Origin of the sequence: Microcoleus sp. FACHB-1515 (assembly GCF_014696105.1) — a bacterium.
In the GTDB taxonomy this organism is placed as follows: Bacteria; Cyanobacteriota; Cyanobacteriia; order Elainellales; family Elainellaceae; genus JAAUTJ01.
Genome location: NZ_JACJPO010000077.1, coordinates 1 through 20,639 on the forward strand (window position 1 = coordinate 1; position 20,639 = coordinate 20,639).

The following is a 20,639-nucleotide window of genomic DNA, read 5'->3' on the forward strand; positions in this document are numbered from 1 at the left end:
TTTGTTGAGAATTCGGGTGGCGGTGGCGGTTCAGTGGCGGCTCCAATGGTGCGACAAGTCCTCGAAACTTACTTCAACGGCACTCAAGCGACTGGAGCAGCGCAGGCTGAATCTATTGTTTCAGATTAGTAGAGGACGGCTTCAGTTCGATCGAACTTTCGTTGTTTCCTCTTAGTTCATTGTAAAAAATTCTTCGCCAATAGAAGGATGAATGCCAATCATTTGATCAAGACGTGTTTTTGTCAGTCCAGCTTTCATTGCTAAAGCAACCATTTGAATAATTTCGCTAGCATACTCGCCCATCATGTGAACTCCCAGGATTCGATCGGACGATGGATCAACGACTATCTTGAGAAATGTTGACTGCTTTGATTCTCCCATCAGATTAAATAGCGGCTGAAATGTTTTGCGATAGCATTGAACAGCATTACCAAACTGATTGCGGGCTTGCGTTTCAGATAAGCCAACGGTTGCAGCTTCAGGTTGCGTTGAGACAACAGCCGGAATACTTTCATCGCTTACGATGTGAGGTTGATTGCCAAACTCGGCGTCTGCAAAAGCGCGACCAGATGCGATCGCCACTGGCGTCCAGTGAGGGCGAAGGGTACAATCACCGATCGCAAAAATATTTGGTTGTGAAGTGCGACTATAGGTATCGACTGCGATCGCATCTTGCTCAAGGCGGACACCCGCTTGCTCTAGATTCAATCCGTCTAAATTGGGAATTCGCTTTTCGATCCACACCACAACGCTGGCGGAAATCGAACTGGAAGGATCGCTCGATAGCGTCAGCTTCACACAAGATTGTTGACGCTCAAGCCGTTGCACCTGAGATCGACAGATCAGTTGAACACCTGATTTAGAAAGCTCGGCTTGAATGGTGGCGCTCAAATCATCGTCGTAGCCTGGAAGGATCTGATTTTCCAAGGTAATCAGCGTCACCTTTGGAACTAAAGCATTCATCATGCCCGCCGCCTTCACTGCAATGTGATTGCTGCCCACGATGACAAGATGATCGGGTCGATCAGGAAGCTCCAACAATTCACGAGTTGTAATTGCCTGTTCACTACCGGAAAGATTCGGCTTCACCGCAGTTCCGCCGACTGCAATCAAAATTTTGTTGGCGGTGAGGCGATCGCCACCAATTTGCAGCGTGTGAGCATCAACAAACTGAGCATGACCCTCTAGCAGTTTGACCCTGGCTTTCTGCAGATGGTCTCGATGAACCTGACTTAGATGCTTAATGTGCTGAGCTTTAACCTTCATAAATTGAGACCAATCAAACTGACAAGAAACGCTTCCCCAACCGTACTCATCCGCATTCTGAAAAAACTGCATGAAGCTCGCGGCGTAGGCCATCAGTTTCTCAGGAATACAGCCGTGAACGACACAAGTACCACCGACCTGATCGCGCTCAACGATCGCTACGTTTGCTCCATAACTAGCTGCTCGTTGAGCGGCAGCAAGGCCGCCTGGACCCGCTCCAATCACAACCAAATCATAGTCAAAATTCATAAGCTTACATTTATCCTTTATAGAAGAGAAGTAGGATTCTATTAATTATTTTTCAATTCAATTATGAAATTAGAATGAAATCAGTCGTATTAATGACAATCATGGTTTTTAACCTTCTTAGTTTGAGAAGGCAAGATTCTTACTTTGAAACAACGTAAAACGTCTTGAAATTTTTATCTTTCTCTTATTAAACTGCATAAGGTTTCAATAAAGCTGGATAGTTTCAATTTAGTATTGTGCTGTTAACATCTGCGCTTCGTTTGAAGAACGAATCAGAGTCCGATCGCAATTTCATCCTGATTTCACAATCGTCTGCGAAGCTAGTTGGTTGACTCCGTGTTATGGGTTCGATCGACTGTGTTTTGCCGCAAGGAAATTTTGTAAATGCAGCACGACCATCATCACAATCAGGGTGATCACGGTGCGAATGGTCATCATCCGCACCATTCCCCGCGTTCTCATGCATCTACTCACGCTGGACATGGCAATCACGCTGGACATGATCCCCAGATCTTTAAGCGGCGCTTTTTCATCTGCCTGCTCCTGACGCTGCCAATTCTTTACTTTGCGTCGCATTTTCAAGACTGGTTTGGCTACCAAGCGATTCAGTTTCCAGGGGCGCAATGGGTCAGCCCAATTCTGTCGGCCATCATCTACTTTTACGGCGGCTGGGTGTTCCTGCGCGGTGCGTGGGGTGAACTGCACAGCAAGATTGGCATGATGACCTTGGTGGCACTGGCGATTACGGTGGCGTTTGTCTATAGCGTGGCCGTGTCGCTGGGGCTAGAGGGTGAACCGTTCTATTGGGAACTGGCAACCCTGGTAGACATCATGCTGCTGGGGCACTGGATTGAAATGGCCTCGGTGCAAGGAGCCAGTCGCGCTCTCGAAAATTTAGCCGAACTTGTGCCAGCCGTTGCCCATCGACTCAGCCAGGGGCAATCAGAAGATGTACCAGTGGGTGAACTGCGGCAGGGCGATCGCATCTTGATTCGTCCGGGCGAACAGGTGCCGATCGATGGAGCAGTCGTCGAGGGTGCATCCAGCCTCAACGAAGCATTCCTCACTGGAGAATCGCGCCCCGTTCTCAAGCAGGTCAAAGATGAGGTGGTGGCGGGTTCGGTCAACAGCGAGGGGGCGTTGACGGTGGAAGTGACGCGCACAGGCGATCAAACCACGCTCAGCCAGATCATGCGGCTGGTGGAAGAGGCGCAGAACTCCCGCAGTCGCTATCAGGCACTCGCCGACCAGATTGCCTACTGGCTAACGCTGGTGGCGATCGCGGTTGGTACACTCACGCTCATCGTCTGGCTCGCGGTCGGTGGCGGTTTGGTGTTTGCCGTCAATCGCGCCGTAACCGTTCTGGTGATTGCCTGTCCTCATGCGCTGGGATTGGCAATTCCCCTGGTGATCGTCAATGCCACCGCCATGTCTGCCAAACACGGCATTCTCGTTCGCAGCCGCGAGGCGTTTGAGCGGGCGAGGAACATCAAAGCGATCGCCTTTGACAAAACTGGAACCCTGACTGAGGGCAAGTTTGGTGTTCAGCGCATTTTTGTCGAAGGAATTGACGAGTCAAACGCGATCGCCATTGCTGCCGCCCTCGAATCGCGATCCGAACATCCACTGGCACAAGCGATCGTGCAGGCCGCCGCTGATCGAAGGCTTACGCCTCCCCAAGCGGATAACTTTCAATCCGTGACGGGTAAAGGCGTCGAGGGATCGATCGCGGGCAAGCGCTATCGCGTCGGGCGACCGGAATGGGTGGAGGAACTGCACCTCGACTTTCAGCCGCGTCTGCGATCAGGCTTGCAGCAGATCGAAGTGCAGGGTGCAAGTGCGATCGCGCTGTTCGATGAGGCGCGGATGCTGGCGCTGTTTGGACTCGCCGATCAGGTGCGACAATCCGCCCGTGAAGCGGTCGCGCAACTGCGGAAGATGGGCGTGGACGTGGTGATGATTACCGGAGATGCCGAAGCCGTCGCGAAAACGGTCGCGGCAGAGCTAGGGATCAATCAATACTTTGCTCGTGTCCTACCACAAGACAAAGCCGCGCTGATTACGAAACTCAAGCGCGATCGCCCCACTGCCTTTGTCGGTGACGGCATCAACGACGCGCCTGCCCTGACTGAGGCTGATTTAGGACTGGCGATCGGGGCGGGAACGAATGTGGCGATCGAATCGGCAGATCTTGTTTTGGTCAACAGTAATCCGCTTGATGCCGTCTACGCGCTCAAGCTAGCGAAAGCCACCTACGACAAGATGATCCAAAACTTGTTTTGGGCAACGGGCTACAACGTGATCGCGATCCCGCTGGCTGCGGGCGTTGCGGCTCCGCTGGGTATTCTGCTGTCGCCTGCGATCGGAGCCGTGCTGATGAGCCTCTCGACGGTGATCGTCTCAATCAATGCCGTGCTGCTGCGGCGCGTTCGGCTGACCTAGTGCCTCCCCTTGACACTCCAGCCGACTGGAGAATCTAGCATGAATTGTAACAACGAGTACACAACCTGACAAAATCATGAAACTGAGAAACCCCCTATTGGCGATCGTCTTCACTGGCGCTTTGGCGTTGACCGCTTGCGCGGGTCAATCCACGACGCAATCGACCACTGAAGGCCAATCGCCCACGACTGAAACGGCGCAAAGTCCAGGAATGTCATCCATGCCTGGAATGAATCATGGCGGTCAATCACCAATGGCAGGCATGGATCACGGCTCGATGGGGTCGATGAGCATGGACTTGGGGCCAAAAAACGAAACGTTTGATTTGCGCTTCATCGACGGCATGATCCCGCACCATGAGGGCGCGGTAGTGATGGCGCAAGAAGCGCTGCAAAAATCGAATCGCCCGGAAATCAAGCAGTTGGCTCAAGAAATCATCGATGCTCAAGAGCGCGAAATTGCTGAACTTAAATCTTGGCGACAATCTTGGTATCCGGACGCTCCGACTGAACCCGTCATGTTCGACGCCCAGATGGGGCACGATATGCCGATGTCCCAGGAAATGGAAGCGAGCATGAGGATGGAGGGCAGCTTGGGTGCCGCCGATGACCAGTTCGATCTGCGCTTCATTAATGCGATGGTTCCACACCACGAGGGCGCTGTAACGATGGCGCAGCAGGCATTGCAAAACAGCGATCGCCCGGAAATTAAGCAGCTAGCGCAGAGCATCATCGACAGCCAGCAGCAAGAGATCAACCAGATGAAGCAGTGGAAGCAGCAGTGGTACAACCAGTAAGCCGCGATTGCTCACCCTAGCTTCAGCGCCCCAGTGTAGCCTGTCTGCACTGGGGCAATCCTGCCCGAACTCATCTGCATCTCATGACCACTCAATCCCTCAAATCCTTCAAGCTAAGTCGATCGAAGGTCTTAACCAACTGGCTGACGATCGTGGCGATCACCGCCTGGGGCTTGCTGATGTTCAAATATCGCCTCACCGGAGAACTCGCCTTACTGGTGCATCCCCGGTTCTTTGGAATTGTGGTGGGCACGGGACTGGCGCTGCTGGTGATCAGCGGCGTTAAAACTCGACAACTGCTGCAAAGGCGATCGTTTCCAACTGCTCCGCACACCACCTCACTGCCCGCAGGTTTCGCTAGCGGACTCTTGGCGGCAACGGCACTGCTCGGACTGCTGACGGCTCCGCAAGTGCTGGGCAGTGCAGCGGCAACGCAGCAAGGCATTACCGAAGCGCTGATTTCAACGCGCATTCAGCCGCAGGCGTTTCGGGGTACGGTCAACTCGGAGGAGCGAACCATTTTGCAGTGGGCAAGAACGCTCACCGTCTACCCAGAACCGGATATGTACGCAGGGCAAAAGGCAAAAGTGCAAGGCTTTGTCGTCCATTCTCCCAACTTGCCAGACCACTATTTTGCAATTACTCGCTTCGTGATTGCCCATTGTGCGCTGGATGCCTATCCGGTCGGCATGATTGTCAAACTCAACGAAAGTCGTCAAGCTTATGCGCCCGACACTTGGCTTGAAGTGCGCGGTGATTTGATGACCGAAACCTTTAACGGCCAGCGCGAACTGGTGATTCAGGCGCGATCGCTCACGCCAATTCCTCAACCGAAGGAGCCTTACGAATACAACTAAGCTGCACTTTATTTCTCTCAAGATTTACGAGTAACCCCGTGAAGTTTGATGCTCGAATTCCAATGAAGATTCCACCCAGACCACCGCATTCGCCTCTACAAGATTCCATCCTCGCGCTGCTGCAAGAAGCTCCTCGAACCAAGCAGGAGCTAAGTGAAATTTTGGATCGTCCCGCCTCCAGAATCACCAGAGCTTTGCGCTCCCTGCTTGTCTACGAAAAAATTGAGCAGCAGATTGGTCAGGAAATGCGCTATCGATTGCCCGCTTCAAATTCTTCTGAAACTGTTTCTTCGGTCAGTAAATTACCGTAATTCTCCTGAATCAATTAACAGATTCACAGCGATCGCGATCGACTGATTTCACTACAAAGCAAAACAAATGCAAACAGATCAAATTCTCGCAGTAATGATGATTACCGCTCTAATTCTCTTCGCGGGTTACGCAATCTCGCGAGTCGATACTTGTCGGCAACAGGGAAACAAAACTATCCTTTGCGCGATCGGTTTTGAATAGATTCTTGCAGTTGCACTGTTGCTGAGGGCAGAGCATAAAACGCTCGTTGGGATTAGCTGGTCTCCTAATTCAGCATTAGCCTAGAAACAACAACCTAATGTCGTAATGTGCCACAACTTCACAACTGCGTTATTAACAACAGATTATCTATGCCCGTGATGATGCATCTCAGCATAGAGATGAACATGACGAAAGGCGGCATGTTGATGAGGATGCGTGTGCGGCTCACTTGCTAAGATGCCGGGATGATGTTTGTGCTGATGAGACTCATCGTGACGATGCTCGTGATCGTGCCAGTAGCTTTCATGCCGATGGACTGGCTCCGGATGTGAAAGCGTCAGTTGGACAGTGACGAGAAGAACCAAGCCGATCAAGCTACCGTAGAAAAACATTTGAGTGGGCTGATGACTGCCGAGCCAGCCCGCGATCGGATAGGCGAACGCCCACCACAAATGACTCCAGGCAAAATGTGCTCCATACACTCGCCCTTGGAATTCGGTGGGAATGCGATCGGCAATCAAGGTTTGCGTCGGCAAATTCACCCAGGATTGTCCTACTCCCGCCATGAGCCAAAGCAGCATTAACGGAACCAGACCCGCAGAGTTTGCAGGCAGCAACGCCAAGGAAATCAGAGCCGCACCCACGCCGATAAACGTTGTTCTGGCAAAGCGCTGGTTGAAGTTGCCAAAGGCGATCGAGGCCAAAGTTGCCCCAATCCCAAAGACGGCCATTACCCAGCCGTACTCGACCTTGCCCAGCGCCAAAGTTCCCTGCACATAGCCAACGGTGTTCACCAAGATTTGAGCGCCTGTGATTGATGCGACAAGCTGCATCGCCAGCGCATATCGAATCGGCGCGTCTGCAAACAGGCGAGTGGTTCCCGCCTTGATGTCCTGGAGTGTTCTGCTGACTGTTCTAACAGACTGGCGGTTCTGGTCGATCCTCAGTTCTCCAGGCAGCGTCACGAGCAGCATTGCGGCCACAAGAAACGACAGCGCATCGAGAAAAAAGACCTGCCTTGCGCCAATGAAGGCGGCAACCGCACCCGCCAGTCCTGGCCCCAAGACGCCCAGCAGTTGAAACGTCGCGCTGGACAGGGCGATCGCCTGTGGATACTCGGCACTCCCCGTCACTAGAGGAATGGTTGCCGTATAGGTAGGTGTGAAGAAGGCGTAGAAAACGTTGAGTGCCAAGACGATCGCGTAAATCTGCCATACCTGACTAACGAACAGCAGCAGGCTGACAATCAGCATTCGCGCCAGATGCGTGACGACCATGATGCGTTTGCGATCAAAGCGATCGGCGATCGCGCCTGCCAGGGGTGACAGCAGCACAAACGCCGACACGCGCAACGTGAGTGCGCCTGAGAGAACAATGCCTGAATCTTTGCCCGCCAATTCAAACGCGAGCAGAGCTAGTCCCACCCAAGTCAACGCATCGCCAATCAGGTTTGTTGTTTGAGCCGCATACAGCCTTGCAAATGTGGGATTTCTTAAGCTGTGAAAAAGTGAAAAGGTGTTCATCTGGAACTGCCTCCTCGAAGACGAGTTAGCGCTAGAAGGTAGGGGGATACATACAGAATAGTTCAAGCAAAGCTATTTCAGACATATCCCATAGGGGGGCATATTTATTTAGCTTCTGAATTGCTCCAATGAAAGACCGCTTAGGAGCAAAGTATTTTATGCCCCAGGGGGGTATTGCAGCGATCGCCAAGCTGAACCATTTTGCTGCTCGGTAATTGATTACAGACGAGTCAAATAGCAGTGGCAGTCCGGTTTCTCAAGTAGAGTTTCAATCAACGCATTGAGGGCAACGGCGGCGAGCAATCCACCGCCGATCGTGCCCTCGATCGTGATGTAGGGCGTGGGCAATCGCATCAGTTGCCGTTTGGCCGCAGGTGCATGGCTAAACCCGATCGGCATCCCAATTACGAGCGCAGGCTGAATCTGCCGCTGCTCGATCAGTTGACAGGCTGCCAGCAAAACCGAGGGCGCATAGCCGATCGCCAACACGCTGCCTACGGGAATTTGCGCCAAGCGTTCCTGTACCAGTGCATCATCCCAAAAGGCTTGCTCCGCCTCGTCCACTGCCGTCACGTGCGGATTGGCGATCAGCGTTTCGACGGAACAGTTGAGATGAGCGAGTCGAGTGCGATCGAGTGCCGCAGCCACCATTGCTACATCTGTCACGATCGCACAGCCGGATTTCAAGGCATCTCGTGCGGCTGCGATCGCGCCATCACTGAGGCGCACAAAATTCACCAGACTGACATCGCCACAGGCCAATACTAAGTGATGCAGCAAATGAACGGTGATTTCGGAATAGTGCGACAGATCAGGGAGCAACCGTTGCAGCGATTCTTGAAAGGTTTCGGGGTGCGTGGCCGTTTCAGCATCCAAGCTGAGCCAAAGCTGTTCGAGTTCGCCGCAGCCCGATTGCGCGTCTGCTTCGAGCCGCTTGAGTTGCGCTAGTGCTTCCGCCTGCGTGGTCAGACAGTGGCGATCGCGCCCCAGCAAGCCTTCAAGCGCGGTGGCGGTTTGTCGCAGTCGCGCCATTTGCTGCATCACCGTTTGATACTGCCGCTGTAGCTGAATCATCAAGGTTTGATTCGCGTCCGTTTCCGCATCAGTTTCTAATAGCTGTCCGATGTGCGAAAGCTGAAAGCCCTGTTGCTTAAGGGCGACGATGCGCCGGAGTCGCTGCACGTCCTGCTGGGTGTAGAGGCGGTAGTTGGCGGTCGATCGCTGCGGTAAGGGCAGTAAGCCCAACTGGTGATAGTGGCGCACCATGCGCGGCGTCACCTGTCCGCCTGCGGCCTCGGTTAGTTCTTTGATCGTCAGATGTTGTGTTGCCATGTTCTCAAATTAGCAAAAATTGGGGTTGACATTTACATCAATGTCAAGGTTTAGAGTGAGGAAGCTGTTTGAGATGGGGTGCGATGACGACTTTGAATTTGCGGCTGGCGTGGAAAGAACATCCGGACGCGATCGCTGCTGCCGTCTGCGGTCTTTTGGTTTTGCTGGGCTGGCTGACGCTGCATTTGGGCTGGCTGGGTTTGGCGCTGCTGTTGCTTCCGGCTGCCTATGTGATTGGCGGCTTTGACAGTGCGCGGGAAGGCTTGACCACGCTGATTCGAGACAAGGAACTCGATGTCGATTTGTTGATGATCGTGGCGGCATTGGGCGCGGCAGGGCTGGGACTGTGGCGGCGAGAATACTTTTTGATTGTCGATGGAGCCGTCCTGATTTTGATCTTCGCGATCAGCGGGGCACTCGAAGGCTATGCGATGCAGCGGACGGAGCGCAGTATCCGCAGCTTGATGAGTCTGACGCCGGATGTCGCGCAGGTCTTGCGGCACGGTGAGGAGGAATCGATCGCCGTCCATCAACTGCAACTGGGCGATCGCGTCCGCGTCAAACCGGGAGAGCGCGTTCCCACCGACGGCATTATCCTCGAAGGTCACAGCACCCTCAACCAAGCCCCGATTACGGGAGAATCGCTTCCGGTTGACAAAACAGTGGGCGATGAAGTGTTCGCCGGAACGATTAACGGACAGGGCGCATTGACGCTCAAGGTTCACAAATCCCCGGAAAGCAGCTTAATTCAGCGCGTCATTCGTCTGGTCGAACAGGCGCAAACGGAAGCACCGCCTTCCCAGCAGTTTGTTGAGCAGTTTGAGCGCGGTTATGCGCGGGTGATCGTCCTTCTGGGCATTCTCCTCGCCACTTTGCCGCCGCTGCTGTTGGGCTGGAGTTGGGAAGACACGATCTATCGATCGCTGATTTTCCTCGTTGTCGCCTCTCCCTGTGCGCTGATGGCGGCGATCATGCCCACACTGCTCTCAGGCATTGCCAATGGAGCCAGACAGGGCATTCTGTTTAAGAACGGCGCACAGCTTGAAGCGATCGGTCAGGTGCGGGCGATCGCTTTCGACAAAACCGGAACCCTCACCACAGGCAAACTGCAAGTCGTTCAGGTGCAGGCCGTTGATCCACAAACTGAAACTTGCCTTCTCCAAATTGCCGCCGCGCTCGAAAGTCAGTCAGAGCATCCGATCGGGCAAGCGATCACTCAATTTGTCCAGCAGCAGGTGAACTGGCCGATCGCGCAGCAGGTACAAGCTCAGGTTGGGCAGGGCATCACGGGCGAGGTGGATGGGCAAAGGGCGATCGCCGGAAAAGCCGCCTTCGTGCAGTCTCAGGTGAGCAATTGGCCTGCCTCACTTCAAGCCTTGGCGCAACAGTGCGAACAGGCTGGACAAACGGTGATTTGGATTGCCACCAATCAGCAGCCCTTAGGGTTGATTGCCGTTGCCGATACGATTCGCCCTGAAGCTGAACGTGCGATCGCGCTGCTGCGACGACTGGGAATCCAAGAGATCGTCATGCTCACCGGAGACAACGAGCAAACCGCCCAAAGCATCGCCGCCGCCCTGCAACTCGATCGCGTCTACGCCAATTTGCTGCCAGAAGATAAAGTCAGCGTGATTCTATCGCTGCAACAGCGCTATCGCACAGTGGCAATGGTTGGAGACGGCATCAACGATGCGCCTGCACTGGCTCAAGCTTCAGTTGGGATTGCGATGGGCGTGGCGGGGAGCGACGTGGCAATGGAAACGGCAGACATCGTGCTGATGGCCGATCGCCTCGAAAAGCTTGCTGCTGCCGTGCGCTTAGGGCGGCGATCGCGATCGGTGATTCGACAAAACATCACGTTTGCGATCGGATTTATCGTGCTGCTGCTCGTCGCGAACTTTGCCAGCCACATCACCCTACCGCTGGGCGTGATTGGGCATGAAGGCTCAACCGTGCTGGTGACGCTGAGCGGCTTACGGCTGTTGCGCGGCTGAGAATCAATTGACTTCTTGACCTTGCCTGGGCTTTCGGCCACCAGCAGTTTTTTTGCCACGATCTTCGTAAAAGCAACAAGTGCACCTGCACGGTATCACGAGCTGAATCTCGATCGCTCACCGTTTACACCTGCGATCGCATCAATCGCTGGTCAAGCAGAGTGTAGCGCTGTTGGTCTTTCACCTGCCGGACGGCAAGCGCGATCGCCTTCTGCTGCCCGACCAGAATCGCCAACCGTTTGGCACGAGTCAACCCCGTGTAGATCAGGTTGCGCGACAACATCAGGTAGTGCTGCATGTAGATGGGCAAAATCACGACTGGATACTCGCTGCCCTGACTTTTGTGAATCGTCACTGCCCAAGCTAAGCCAACCTCGTTCAGATCGGCGTAGTCGTAGCTCACTATCCGATCACCATACTGCACTTTGACTTCTTGTTCTTCGATGTCGATCGCCGCGATCGTGCCCAAGTCGCCGTTGAACACTTCGCGATCGTAGTCGTTCACCTTCTGCATGACGCGATCGCCCACCCGCAGCGCCATCCCTCCTCGTGTCAGTTCGGTTTTGGCCGCACTCGCTGGATTCATCAACTGTTGCAATACAGCGTTGAGATTGCGCGTGCCGATCGTGCCTCGGGTCATCGGGCAAAGTACCTGCACATCAACAGTGGGCTTGAAGCCCAGTTTTGGAACGAGATCCGTGATCAGATCTTGCAGCGCTTGAATGCCATGCTCCGGCTCCCACGCATTGAGCCACAGGCAATCGGTTTGCGGCGAGTTGGAGACAGGCTCCAGCTTGGGCAACTGCCCTTGATTGATGCGGTGTGCATTGCTGACAATCTGACTCGCTTGCGCTTGACGAAACACCTGCGTCAGTTGCACAACCGGAATTTGTCCCGATGCGATCAAGTCTTGTAGTACAGCTCCGGGACCAACGCTCGGTAGCTGGTCAGTATCTCCCACTAGCAGCAGTTGGGCGTCCAGCGCGATCGCCTTGAGCAGCGAGTTTGCCAGAAACAAGTCGAGCATCGAAGCTTCATCGACGACAACGGCTTGCGCCTCGATCGGGTTGTCCGAGTTGCGCTGAAACTGCATATGTCTGGGATCGAACTCCAGCAGGCGATGGATCGTTTTTGCCTCCTTGCCGGTCATCTCGCTCAGGCGTTGGGCAGCGCGTCCGGTTGGCGAAGCTAGAGCGATCGACAGCCCCATCGCTTTCCACAAGGCCACGATCGTACGCGTGGTGAAGGTCTTGCCCACACCGGAACCACCTGTGAGAATTAGCACTCGTTGGCTGGCGGCCATTTCGACGGCGTACCGCTGCTGTTCGGATAACTCAAGACCCGTGTGCGACACGAAGCGATCGATCCAGCGCTGCACACGCGGCAGGTCAACGGCGATCGGCTGACTGAGCAACTGCTGGAGGCGATTGGCCAGCTTCTGCTCTGCTCCGTAGAAGGTCGGCGCGTAGTAGGCATACTCATCAAATTGCTCGATCAGTTCGTCCGTTTTGACCAGTTCTCCATCCATGACCATTTGAGCGATGAGCGATCGCACCGCAGCCGCATCGGGGCGGTGGTCGGCCACTTCCAAACGCTTGACAATGCGATCGACCAGTTCGGTTGCGGGCAAGAAACAGTGGCCTTCTTCGGCTGCTTCGCCCAGCACATGCACAATACCGCTGCGGTAGCGAAACTCAGAACCCGGAGCCACACCCAGGTTGCGGGCGATCGCGTCTGCCGTCACGAAGCCGATGCCGTAGATGTCGGTTGCAAGCTGGTAGGGGTTGGCGGTGACAGTGGCGATCGACTGGTCGCCATACTGCTTATAGATCTTGACGGCGTAAGTAGTCGAAACGCCGTGACTTTGCAGGAAAAGCATGACTTCTTTGATCGCCTTCTGCGTTTGCCAAGCAGCCTGAATCAGCTTGACGCGCTTCTTGGCAATGCCGGGGACTTCGACGAGGCGATCGATCTGCTGCTCGATGATGTCGAGCGTGTCCAAACCGAAATGAGCAACGATGCGTTTCGCGGTGACGGGGCCAACCCCTTTAATCAGGCCACTGCCCAAATACTTTTCGATGCCCGTGATGGTGGCAGGCTTCGTTTCGCGATACTGCGTCACCTGGAACTGCTGCCCGTACTTGGGATGCTCGCGCCATGTGCCGTTCAGGTGCAAAGTTTGTCCAGGCTGGATATTGGCGAAGTTTCCCGTAATCGTCACCAATTCGCTGGTGCGAGGCGCTTTGAGGCGGGCGATCGTGTAGCCCGATTCTTGGGAGTGGTAAGTTAAGCGTTCGACCACGCCTTGCAACGACTCGATCGGCGGAGCGTGGTAGGAACCGGAGGGGCGATCGTTTGCGCTCATGCCGTTCTCACTGCCTCAATCCTCACTTGCCTTCATCCTACTGCTAGTGCGATGGAACTGAATCGATCGCGGTGGCACATCGAGATTGCCCGCTGCTGCCGTCCATTTGCTGTGGGTGTTGCGACGGCAGCAACGTTGCATCTGGACGATCGCCAAGCTCACTACAGTCCCGCTTCCTGAGTAACTTGCGCGAGTTCCACTTCGACTTGCAGTTGTGCTGCCTATCGCCACCTGACAGCGGTTGGGGTTGGAGTGCATAGCCACCACAGGCGCGATCGCCAAGCGGAATTGAAGCTGCGAAAGCGTTGGTATCGATCTGAGGCGGGCATTCGTCGAAGCTGCTCGAACAGCACCCAGTCCGCTTGAGGGCTGGTATCAGCCGACTGCGATCGATAGCCGCTGGGCACAACAGGAGGTGTAGTCGCAGAATTGGGAGTTGAAGCCATAACCTGTTCAACGACTACAAGCATCCAGGCTTGAACCTTTACAGTTTATAGTGAAATTGATTTCAGCAATAGTTCTAGCAAATGTGCGTATTATTTGCGCTAGAACTACAGGCTAGAGTTGAAGTCTTAATCTGTCTCGGTTTGCTCCACTCCGAACGGTTCGACAGTTACCGTTGCTAGGGCGATCGCTTCCGCGACTGCTGCCTGAGCGACCTGCAACTGCTCACGAATCGCGACGAGTCTATGCATTCGAGTAATGCCTTTGCGAGCTTCCAGGTTGCGCGGGTCGTCATCTCGACTCAGGTGAATCATCCGTACCGCCTGCTCTTCCTGCGCTGGCGCAAACATCGCCCGCCGAGCCATCAGCTTGTTGTAGGGGTAGCTGGCGTAGCCGCGATGCACCCAATAGCGATGCGCGATCGTGCCTTCTGGCGGAATGTAGCTGCCCTCAAACTGGGCAAGTTGAGCTTGAAGCTGGGCGATCACCTCGGTTAACTGCTCGAAAGTTTCGTTGGGAACGTACTGCCGATAGGTTTGTGGACAGCCCCGCTGCATCAGCATTTCCAGGGCAATCTGCCGCCGCGTCGTTCTCCACACCTCCCGCCGTAGTGCTTGCTCGCGTTGTGCTTGCCGCGATCGCCGTTGCCGTTTTTCGCGCTGCACCCGACGGACGCGAATCAGTTCGATTTCTTCATCGGGTGTCAACCGAGTCGCTCTGCCGCAGGTAGTGTAGTTCGGACACTCTCCCGGCTCTAGGCCAGGTTGCAGCAGCATCGAGCCGCAGTCGAAACCAAAGCCACAGACTTTCTTGGGCATGGTGAAGGGGAAAGAGTTGGCGCATTAGTTCTAGCACAGTAAATATATATAATTGCTAGAACATTGTGCAAGCCAGTTCAGCCGGAGTAGAGACTCCAAAAGACAAGCGATCGCGGATGAGCGCGTTCTTCTAAGGCAAGTCGATCGAACTTGGGGCGCAACGACAAAACAACATTGGAGTTCTGCACTGTAGCCTGTAGCGAAACAAGATTGAGAAAAATGTGGTTAGGGTGCATCAAAACTAGTGAAAGTTTGTTCAATATTGCACCCTAACCATAAGATGCGAGTGAGTAGGAATTGGCGTAAGCTGGCTAAGCAGCTTGAGGAGCAGCACGACCAGAGTGGCAAAGACGCAGTTTTTATTGGTTAGGGTGCAAATAAACGTCTAAAATTGGCGATATATTGCACCCTAAGAAAAAACGACAGTCTAATTGCATCCTCATTTCTACGTTGTTCTATTAAACCTGTTCGATTACAGGCGGTAAACTGATGTCAGTGACAAGGATTGGTTAAATGGGTTGGCTCGATCGCTGGAAGGAAGCACCGAAAGACCAAGAACAACTGGGGCTGTTTGGTGAGAATCAAGCATTCGTTCCGCAGCATCGCGTCGATGGCGCAACCGCGCAAAGAGCGCTGCAAGCACAAAGTCAAGCAGCGTCGGGGCAACGCCAAAACTCATGCTCAACTCAACGCGATCGTTACGCGCAACCTGCTTGACTGCTCGGTCGATGAACTCTACGAGCAAACGGGCGCTGTCAGGAACGATCGCTCCTCGCTGCCGCAAGAAGCCCAAGAAGCACTGATGGTCGGAGATTTGGCAGCTCGCCACGAGATCGTCACCCAAGATGCCCAAGGCCACCAGCAGATCCTCAAGGCGGGTGATGCAGGCAGCAAAAAAGCCCGTCACATTCTACCTTGGTGAGGAAGTCGCGATGCTCAAGCTGCAAGACCTCAAAGCCGAAGCGCAATCGAGTTGGGAGACGCTGAACCTCCTAGATGGCACAGAACTGACCGCAGAAGCGTTCCAAGTTGTGATGCGAAAGTTTGGTGATTTGCGGCATCGATCGACTTGGGAGCGCATCTGCATCCAGCTTGAAGCGCTTTGGCTGCTCAAGGGCTTAGAGAACTGTGATTTGATCCGCACCCTTGCCGCACCGGACACGCCGATCGCCCAAGCTTACCCTGCTGAACTACTCGACGCAGTTCTCGCCCATCCGTCTGGACTGGCTCAGGTGAAAAATGGTCTGCAACAACTTTATTCTGATCCGCTGACTGAGAGCGATCGCATTTGTGCGATGCAGTTTCTCAAGCGCATTTCTGGGTACGAAACCATTGATTTGGATCTTCCTGAAATTTCACTACAAGCAGCCTAATTTTCCATTGCCGCAGATCATGGCAGCAGGGATAGCTGGGCAATCGGGGCAGGCTGAAACTGCTCAGTCGGCAGCTTGGGCGATCGCGGCTGCGGACTCGATCGAGCTGAGGTGAGGTCTTCTGGCTCCAGCAGCGTGAGGCTAAGCTGGAGTTCTGGTTTTCTGCTTGGTTTCTTGGTTTTTCTGGAGGGTTGCTTGTAGGTGGGCAATTGCGCTGGAGCAGAAGCAGGATTTGCGGTGACAGCGGGTGCTTCAAGGTCGAGTGCTTGTTGCATCAAGCGGTGCATCCAGACAACGCGACTCAAGCCCGTTTCGTCCATCCACTGCCAGAAGCAGCGAAGCTGCATCGTCGGTCGAGCTTCCCAAGTTTCCAGCGTCAACGTGTTGCCATGAGAGACGATCGCCTGCAATCCCAAGCAGGAAAGCTGAATGTACGTCATGTTGAAGCAGTCGCGATCGATGTCTACTGCTCGCATTTGCAGAGAACAGCGCGGATCGATGTGTTGCTTGTATGCGGCTTGGGCGGCAGCAACCAGACAGCCACCCGAACCGACTGCGGGTTCCTCGATCGTCACGATGCCCTGCTGTGCGATCGCCGTTTTGAGATCGCCCATACACAGCATTGCCATTGTGCGGGAAACAGGGTAGGGCGTAAAGAACTGCCCAGCATGAGCTTTAGCCAGCTCTAGCTCAGCATAGATTTCACCCAAGAAGTCACAGCAGGGTTCTTGCAGCGCGAGCATCGTAATACTCAGCAGGTGCGAAAATCCATGAAGCTGCTCAAGCTTGTAGGGCTGGATGCGATCGAGGTAGATCTGCTCTAAACGATGATAGGCTTTATCTTTCTCGAACTCCTGGGCGTGGTAGGGAAGCTGATGCAGGGCGATCGCCGCACATTCAAGCCAGTCAGAGAAAATGCGATGGCGTGACGCACCGGAGCCGCAGATCTCCTTGAAGGTTTTGATGAACATCTGCTTTGCGGCGGGTGGACTCAAAATTCTGCTGGATTCACGCTTTGGGGCAACTTGAGAGGATGACATTGGTAAAGTAAGAAAAAGGAAGTTACGAGGAGCGCACAAAATACCGATGGGGCAGGGGCGATCGATTCCGCTAAAGTGCCGCAAGTGTGCGCTGCTCACCGCTCAAGAAGCGCGATCGCGCCATGGCGAGTCGGGCGATAACTGCTGGAATCCCAACATCTGCTATGCCCGTCGTTCCCACGCTCGTCACCGCGATCGCCGCAATCAAGATCGCCGCACTGCCTACGGACAGCAGCGCGTGGACACACCGGAGATCGAGCCATCTGCAATACGAGCTGACCTGCGGCTGTATCGAGAATTTGGGGTCGATGCACCCGTCCGTGCCGTTGCGGTCGTCGTGCGTCAAAACAAGCGGCGCGTCGCTGAACTTGCCCCGCTCTTTTGTGGTGGAATGACGCCACGACACCTCGACTGCTGGCTGCAACAGGTGCGGCAGACGTTGCGCGATCGCTACGGAATTGAGGGATTCAACGGCATCGAAGTTCTGCCGCCGCACACCTGGGAGCAGGCGAGTGAGGCGCGATCGAAAGCGAAGGCGCAGTGGCAAATTGATATTGCAGGCGTGACCGATCGATTTGCAGCAAGCTTGGTTTTGTATCGCGACAGTGACGATCGACTAGTCGGTCTGGGTGTCGAGGTATGGCATGGTTCTGAGCGGACTGCTGAATTTCCACCACTTGACTGTCGCGGCGTCAGCCCAACCGAGTTTGCCAATTACTTCGATCGCTTACGAGCCGTGCTGAAGCAGCACTATGGCACTGGCCGCTTTGCTTATCTGGAGCGACAACCTGCAAACCTGCTAGATAAACGACTCGATCGAGTGCAGGCGGAAGCATCAGAAGAGTCTGAAACTGAAGTTCAATCGCACAGGTTGCGCTTGGATTTAGAAGTTATGTGGCGGAACTTGGATCAGCAAGCAGAAACGTCTGAGCAACGCCCGATGCAGCTCGCGATCGTCGCCGCCGGAGTGAGCGAGATCGTGGGTCGCTACTGCCAATTTGCTCAAACCGTTCTGGAGAGTTTAGAGCAAGCATCAGGCGATCGCGGGCTAGACATACCGGATGCTGCTTTTGCTCCTGATGTCCGCCAGAGTTTTGAATTTGACTTTACGCCGTTTCTGCTGAGTGCACCGGAGTTTGAGCGCAAGCCGTATGAAGTGCGATCGCTAGATTCAGGCTCGGTTGTGGTTGAGCAGTCCGTTGAGGAGATGCTGAACTTTCTGGAGGCGACGGGCGCGATCGAAGCAGAATCCCCAATCGATCCAATGCAGGTGGCACATAGCGAGAATTTTGCCGCTTGGAGTCAGGCGATCGCTTCAGTTTTGGGCGCACGATCGCAGCCCGTGCGCTTGCAAGAACTTGTCGATGCGCTGGATTACCAGTTGATTGACGGTGGTGAGCCGAACGTGCACCAAGACTTGGTGAAGACCTGGCTCACCTTACTGCTGAGTGGATTTGAATTGAAGCAGCGCGGCGAGTTTTACGATCGAGACCAAGTGTGGATTTCAACTTGTCAGTCAAACGTTACCACCTCGCTGTGATCATTCGAGGCGCTTGCCATACAGCATAGGGGAAGTAGCAGAAGATTTGCTATAACGTTATGGGAATTTGAAGGGGCGAGTCGATGTTTTGGTGCGATCGAGCTTGGTGCTTCTCAGCAGAAGTTTTTCGCCAGTTGATTGCACCGGAGGACAATGCTCCGCTCCTTGTACGGTCGTTCATCTTCGGTATTCAAATGTCGCTGCCGATCAAGAACCTAGAGACAGGGAAGTGAGGGCGATCGCCATAGCACCAGATATGGCGACTTTATACAATTGCGGTTTTCGCCTGAGTTTGCTCTGTCATGACTCGCTCGGCGATCGATTGGGAAGCCGCTGTTGCGATCGTCTGCCAGTCTTCTCGAGTCAACATCTCCAACAACACTGCAACGATTTGTTGCTGAATCGGCTCATCTGGTTTAACCACTTGAGCATCACTGGTCAACAGCATCTCGATCAACGTCTGCTGGGCTGGCGTGGGCTGGGCGAGATGAACCCGAATCAAGCGACGGGCGATCGTGTAGGTATCCTCTAATGCTGCCCCTAAGTTCCAAGACTCCATCCACTGCTGCAATTGCGTGAAGCTAGCTGCTTCCCTCATTGCCCGACTGCCTGTTTAGTGCAGAGGGTGAAATCAAGGGTAATGAGATAATAGAAACAAGTGTAAAAAAGGTTAGGCGACCGAAGCGATGTGCAGCATCCCGTCCCAGCAGGTCGTTTTCGCTGTTCGTGATGCCCGTGTTGCAACAATGCTGATTGCCCGCATTCTAAATTGACAAACACTAATAAACGTGATTGGGAACATTCTTAGCCATGACAACGATTCAAACAAAACCAACGTTACTGAGCGCCATTGTGCAATCCACGGCGATCGAAAGCCGCGCTTTTCAAATCATCTGGACAGTTTTTCGAGTGGCGGTGGGCTTGTTGATGGTCCATAACGGATTGAGCAAGCTGGCGGATGTGCAGGGGTTCGCCAATGGGGTTGTCAGTTTTATTGGCCTTCCATACCCAGTATTTTTTACTTACTGTGCTGCCTACGCTGAAATTGTGGGTTCGATTCTGTTGGCGCTTGGGTTATTTACTCGGCTCAATGCCTTGATCTTGTTATTCACCATGCTAATTGCGATTGTCTTCCATCTCAAAAAAGATGGTTGGCAGATTGCACCGCTGGAAATGGCTTCCCTTTATGCCATGTGGTTTGGCTTCTTCCTGGTCAATGGTGGGGGATTATTTTCCCTGGATACGGCGATCGCCAGTTGGCTGAGGAAATCCTAATCTCTATCGTGCTTGAGCCGTTAGGACAATTCGCCGTGCCAAACCGACTGTGGTCGCAACGCAGCGTGTAAACGAGTCACTTGATGCAAGAGGGTTTGTGGTTGAAGAATGAGGTAGTTCTCATGAAACCCTGTCTTACTCTACCTTTGCAAGCTTTTGTCCGGTACTTAGGAAGAATCGCAAAACGGCCTGTCATTTCTAGTCTGATGCAGTTTCTGTCTCATCGAACCGTTCTGCCCGATCGAACAACTGCGGATGCTCATCGGCATAGACAACTTTGCCACACACCTGTCGATGCTGTCCGCCCGCAAAGGTGTGTCGCCAGTACTGCTGATTGTCTTGAAAGGCATCGATTTTGGGACGATCGCTCTGGTCGAGATACGGCGAGATCGCCGCGAACAGCACTGCTTCATCGCCTGCTTTATCCGCTAAGTATTCGACAATTTCAACATCGCCATTCGGCTGCTGTACTGCTTGCAATGACCACGATCGCAACGCATCGATCAGGGTCGCAAAGCCGCCATCCGGTGGAAGGCTGGCGCTTCGATAGCAGGGTTTGGTGGTTCGAGTGGTGCGATCAAACGTCATGCCCGTTCCCCACCGCTCGATCGTCTCCGGCTGATAAAGCAGGTGGATAGCCGCGAGTGCTGCTTCGACGTGAGTCGCCAGAATACGAACCTGGTGAAAGCGATAGCTGATTAGATATCCCATTGCTTTTGTGATAACGACAATTACTGTTCAGTCCCACCAGCAGGCGACGATCGATCGCTCCTGCTGCTGAAGCTGTTGTAACGTTTGGTTCACCACTGTTT

The 20,639-nt window shown here is 54.0% G+C and carries 19 protein-coding genes; 10 read left to right on the top strand and 9 right to left on the bottom strand.

Annotated features, from left to right (window positions below; translation table 11 throughout):
* Nucleotides 1-171 precede the first annotated feature (171 nt).
* A complete protein-coding gene (locus H6F67_RS25490) occupies nt 172-1,515 on the bottom strand; it encodes an FAD-dependent oxidoreductase (protein ID WP_190769465.1) in 1,344 nt (447 codons plus the stop codon).
* A 384-nt stretch (nt 1,516-1,899) separates the two neighbouring features.
* On the opposite strand from H6F67_RS25490, the gene H6F67_RS25495 reads away from it, so the two are divergent.
* The 4 genes from H6F67_RS25495 (at nt 1,900) to H6F67_RS25510 (ending at nt 5,921) form a co-directional block, all read left to right on the top strand.
* Nucleotides 1,900-3,957: a heavy metal translocating P-type ATPase gene (locus tag H6F67_RS25495; RefSeq protein WP_190769466.1), complete on the top strand. Its 2,058-nt coding sequence runs from the start codon at nt 1,900-1,902 to the stop codon at nt 3,955-3,957.
* Nucleotides 3,958-4,033: 76 nt separating this feature from the next.
* Nucleotides 4,034-4,753, top strand: a complete 720-nt coding sequence (locus H6F67_RS25500) for a DUF305 domain-containing protein (protein ID WP_190769467.1) — start codon at nt 4,034-4,036, stop codon at nt 4,751-4,753.
* Between the two features lie 83 nt (nt 4,754-4,836).
* A complete protein-coding gene (locus H6F67_RS25505; RefSeq protein WP_190769468.1) occupies nt 4,837-5,610 on the top strand; it encodes a TIGR03943 family putative permease subunit in 774 nt (257 codons plus the stop codon).
* 62 nt (nt 5,611-5,672) lie between these two features.
* Nucleotides 5,673-5,921, top strand: a complete 249-nt coding sequence (locus H6F67_RS25510) for a helix-turn-helix domain-containing protein (RefSeq protein ID WP_190769469.1) — start codon at nt 5,673-5,675, stop codon at nt 5,919-5,921.
* Between the two features lie 345 nt (nt 5,922-6,266).
* On the opposite strand, the gene H6F67_RS25515 is transcribed toward H6F67_RS25510, so the two are convergent.
* Both H6F67_RS25515 and H6F67_RS25520 read right to left on the bottom strand, forming a co-directional pair.
* On the bottom strand, nt 6,267-7,646 hold the full coding sequence (locus H6F67_RS25515) for an MFS transporter (RefSeq protein WP_190769470.1): 1,380 nt from the start codon (nt 7,644-7,646) through the stop codon (nt 6,267-6,269).
* Between the two features lie 219 nt (nt 7,647-7,865).
* Nucleotides 7,866-8,978, bottom strand: coding sequence for a precorrin-8X methylmutase (locus H6F67_RS25520; RefSeq protein ID WP_190769471.1), 1,113 nt, complete (start codon nt 8,976-8,978; stop codon nt 7,866-7,868).
* Between the two features lie 83 nt (nt 8,979-9,061).
* Between H6F67_RS25520 and H6F67_RS25525 the strand changes: the two genes are divergently transcribed.
* Nucleotides 9,062-10,972: a heavy metal translocating P-type ATPase gene (locus H6F67_RS25525; protein WP_190769472.1), complete on the top strand. Its 1,911-nt coding sequence runs from the start codon at nt 9,062-9,064 to the stop codon at nt 10,970-10,972.
* 124 nt (nt 10,973-11,096) lie between these two features.
* Here H6F67_RS25525 and H6F67_RS25530 read toward each other — a convergent pair whose 3' ends face one another.
* Nucleotides 11,097-13,337: an ATP-dependent RecD-like DNA helicase gene (locus tag H6F67_RS25530; protein WP_190769473.1), complete on the bottom strand. Its 2,241-nt coding sequence runs from the start codon at nt 13,335-13,337 to the stop codon at nt 11,097-11,099.
* A gap of 51 nt (nt 13,338-13,388) precedes the next feature.
* On the opposite strand from H6F67_RS25530, the gene H6F67_RS28265 reads away from it, so the two are divergent.
* Nucleotides 13,389-13,517: a hypothetical protein gene (locus H6F67_RS28265; RefSeq protein WP_277874631.1), complete on the top strand. Its 129-nt coding sequence runs from the start codon at nt 13,389-13,391 to the stop codon at nt 13,515-13,517.
* A gap of 41 nt (nt 13,518-13,558) precedes the next feature.
* Here H6F67_RS28265 and H6F67_RS25535 read toward each other — a convergent pair whose 3' ends face one another.
* Together H6F67_RS25535 and H6F67_RS25540 are read right to left on the bottom strand one after the other, a co-directional pair.
* The gene (locus H6F67_RS25535) at nt 13,559-13,783 is read right to left on the bottom strand and encodes a hypothetical protein (protein WP_190769474.1); all 225 of its coding nucleotides are present in this window, start codon (nt 13,781-13,783) and stop codon (nt 13,559-13,561) included.
* Between the two features lie 126 nt (nt 13,784-13,909).
* On the bottom strand, nt 13,910-14,599 hold the full coding sequence (locus tag H6F67_RS25540) for a hypothetical protein (RefSeq protein WP_190769475.1): 690 nt from the start codon (nt 14,597-14,599) through the stop codon (nt 13,910-13,912).
* 610 nt (nt 14,600-15,209) lie between these two features.
* On the opposite strand from H6F67_RS25540, the gene H6F67_RS25545 reads away from it, so the two are divergent.
* Nucleotides 15,210-15,521, top strand: coding sequence for a hypothetical protein (locus tag H6F67_RS25545; RefSeq protein WP_190769476.1), 312 nt, complete (start codon nt 15,210-15,212; stop codon nt 15,519-15,521).
* Nucleotides 15,481-15,972, top strand: a complete 492-nt coding sequence (locus H6F67_RS25550; protein WP_190769477.1) for a hypothetical protein — start codon at nt 15,481-15,483, stop codon at nt 15,970-15,972. The genes H6F67_RS25545 and H6F67_RS25550 overlap by 41 nt, the downstream gene beginning before the upstream one ends.
* Before the next feature lie 17 nt (nt 15,973-15,989).
* On the opposite strand, the gene H6F67_RS25555 is transcribed toward H6F67_RS25550, so the two are convergent.
* Nucleotides 15,990-17,012 (bottom strand): N-6 DNA methylase, encoded by a 1,023-nt coding sequence (locus H6F67_RS25555; protein WP_190769478.1) that lies wholly within the window; start codon nt 17,010-17,012, stop codon nt 15,990-15,992.
* A 46-nt stretch (nt 17,013-17,058) separates the two neighbouring features.
* On the opposite strand from H6F67_RS25555, the gene H6F67_RS25560 reads away from it, so the two are divergent.
* Complete coding sequence (locus H6F67_RS25560; protein WP_190769479.1) at nt 17,059-18,552, top strand: hypothetical protein; 1,494 nt, start codon at nt 17,059-17,061, stop codon at nt 18,550-18,552.
* Between the two features lie 265 nt (nt 18,553-18,817).
* Here H6F67_RS25560 and H6F67_RS25565 read toward each other — a convergent pair whose 3' ends face one another.
* Nucleotides 18,818-19,150 carry a hypothetical protein gene (locus H6F67_RS25565; protein WP_190769480.1) on the bottom strand — a complete coding sequence of 111 codons (333 nt, stop codon included), beginning with the start codon at nt 19,148-19,150 and terminating at the stop codon, nt 18,818-18,820.
* 212 nt (nt 19,151-19,362) lie between these two features.
* On the opposite strand from H6F67_RS25565, the gene H6F67_RS25570 reads away from it, so the two are divergent.
* Complete coding sequence (locus H6F67_RS25570) at nt 19,363-19,827, top strand: DoxX family protein (protein ID WP_190769481.1); 465 nt, start codon at nt 19,363-19,365, stop codon at nt 19,825-19,827.
* Nucleotides 19,828-20,025: 198 nt separating this feature from the next.
* Here H6F67_RS25570 and H6F67_RS25575 read toward each other — a convergent pair whose 3' ends face one another.
* Entirely contained in the window at nt 20,026-20,538 is a 513-nt protein-coding gene (locus H6F67_RS25575; RefSeq protein WP_190769482.1) for a hypothetical protein, read from the bottom strand.
* Nucleotides 20,539-20,639: the final 101 nt, after the last annotated feature.

What these genes read in the sequence shown, in the direction of transcription:
- H6F67_RS25510 (WP_190769469.1), top strand. Translation starts at nt 5,673, where the DNA reads ATGAAGATTCCACCCAGACCACCGCATTCGCCTCTACAAGATTCCATC.
- H6F67_RS25575 (WP_190769482.1), bottom strand. Translation starts at nt 20,538, where the DNA reads ATGGGATATCTAATCAGCTATCGCTTTCACCAGGTTCGTATTCTGGCG.
- H6F67_RS25565 (WP_190769480.1), bottom strand. Translation starts at nt 19,150, where the DNA reads ATGAGGGAAGCAGCTAGCTTCACGCAATTGCAGCAGTGGATGGAGTCT.
- H6F67_RS25490 (WP_190769465.1), bottom strand. Translation starts at nt 1,515, where the DNA reads ATGAATTTTGACTATGATTTGGTTGTGATTGGAGCGGGTCCAGGCGGC.
- H6F67_RS25525 (WP_190769472.1), top strand. Translation starts at nt 9,062, where the DNA reads ATGACGACTTTGAATTTGCGGCTGGCGTGGAAAGAACATCCGGACGCG.
- H6F67_RS25505 (WP_190769468.1), top strand. Translation starts at nt 4,837, where the DNA reads ATGACCACTCAATCCCTCAAATCCTTCAAGCTAAGTCGATCGAAGGTC.
- H6F67_RS25520 (WP_190769471.1), bottom strand. Translation starts at nt 8,978, where the DNA reads ATGGCAACACAACATCTGACGATCAAAGAACTAACCGAGGCCGCAGGC.
- H6F67_RS25530 (WP_190769473.1), bottom strand. Translation starts at nt 13,337, where the DNA reads ATGAGCGCAAACGATCGCCCCTCCGGTTCCTACCACGCTCCGCCGATC.
- H6F67_RS25555 (WP_190769478.1), bottom strand. Translation starts at nt 17,012, where the DNA reads ATGTCATCCTCTCAAGTTGCCCCAAAGCGTGAATCCAGCAGAATTTTG.
- H6F67_RS28265 (WP_277874631.1), top strand. Translation starts at nt 13,389, where the DNA reads ATGGAACTGAATCGATCGCGGTGGCACATCGAGATTGCCCGCTGCTGC.
- H6F67_RS25535 (WP_190769474.1), bottom strand. Translation starts at nt 13,783, where the DNA reads ATGGCTTCAACTCCCAATTCTGCGACTACACCTCCTGTTGTGCCCAGC.
- H6F67_RS25495 (WP_190769466.1), top strand. Translation starts at nt 1,900, where the DNA reads ATGCAGCACGACCATCATCACAATCAGGGTGATCACGGTGCGAATGGT.
- H6F67_RS25560 (WP_190769479.1), top strand. Translation starts at nt 17,059, where the DNA reads ATGGGGCAGGGGCGATCGATTCCGCTAAAGTGCCGCAAGTGTGCGCTG.
- H6F67_RS25545 (WP_190769476.1), top strand. Translation starts at nt 15,210, where the DNA reads ATGGCGCAACCGCGCAAAGAGCGCTGCAAGCACAAAGTCAAGCAGCGT.
- H6F67_RS25500 (WP_190769467.1), top strand. Translation starts at nt 4,034, where the DNA reads ATGAAACTGAGAAACCCCCTATTGGCGATCGTCTTCACTGGCGCTTTG.
- H6F67_RS25570 (WP_190769481.1), top strand. Translation starts at nt 19,363, where the DNA reads ATGACAACGATTCAAACAAAACCAACGTTACTGAGCGCCATTGTGCAA.
- H6F67_RS25515 (WP_190769470.1), bottom strand. Translation starts at nt 7,646, where the DNA reads ATGAACACCTTTTCACTTTTTCACAGCTTAAGAAATCCCACATTTGCA.
- H6F67_RS25540 (WP_190769475.1), bottom strand. Translation starts at nt 14,599, where the DNA reads ATGCCCAAGAAAGTCTGTGGCTTTGGTTTCGACTGCGGCTCGATGCTG.
- H6F67_RS25550 (WP_190769477.1), top strand. Translation starts at nt 15,481, where the DNA reads ATGCAGGCAGCAAAAAAGCCCGTCACATTCTACCTTGGTGAGGAAGTC.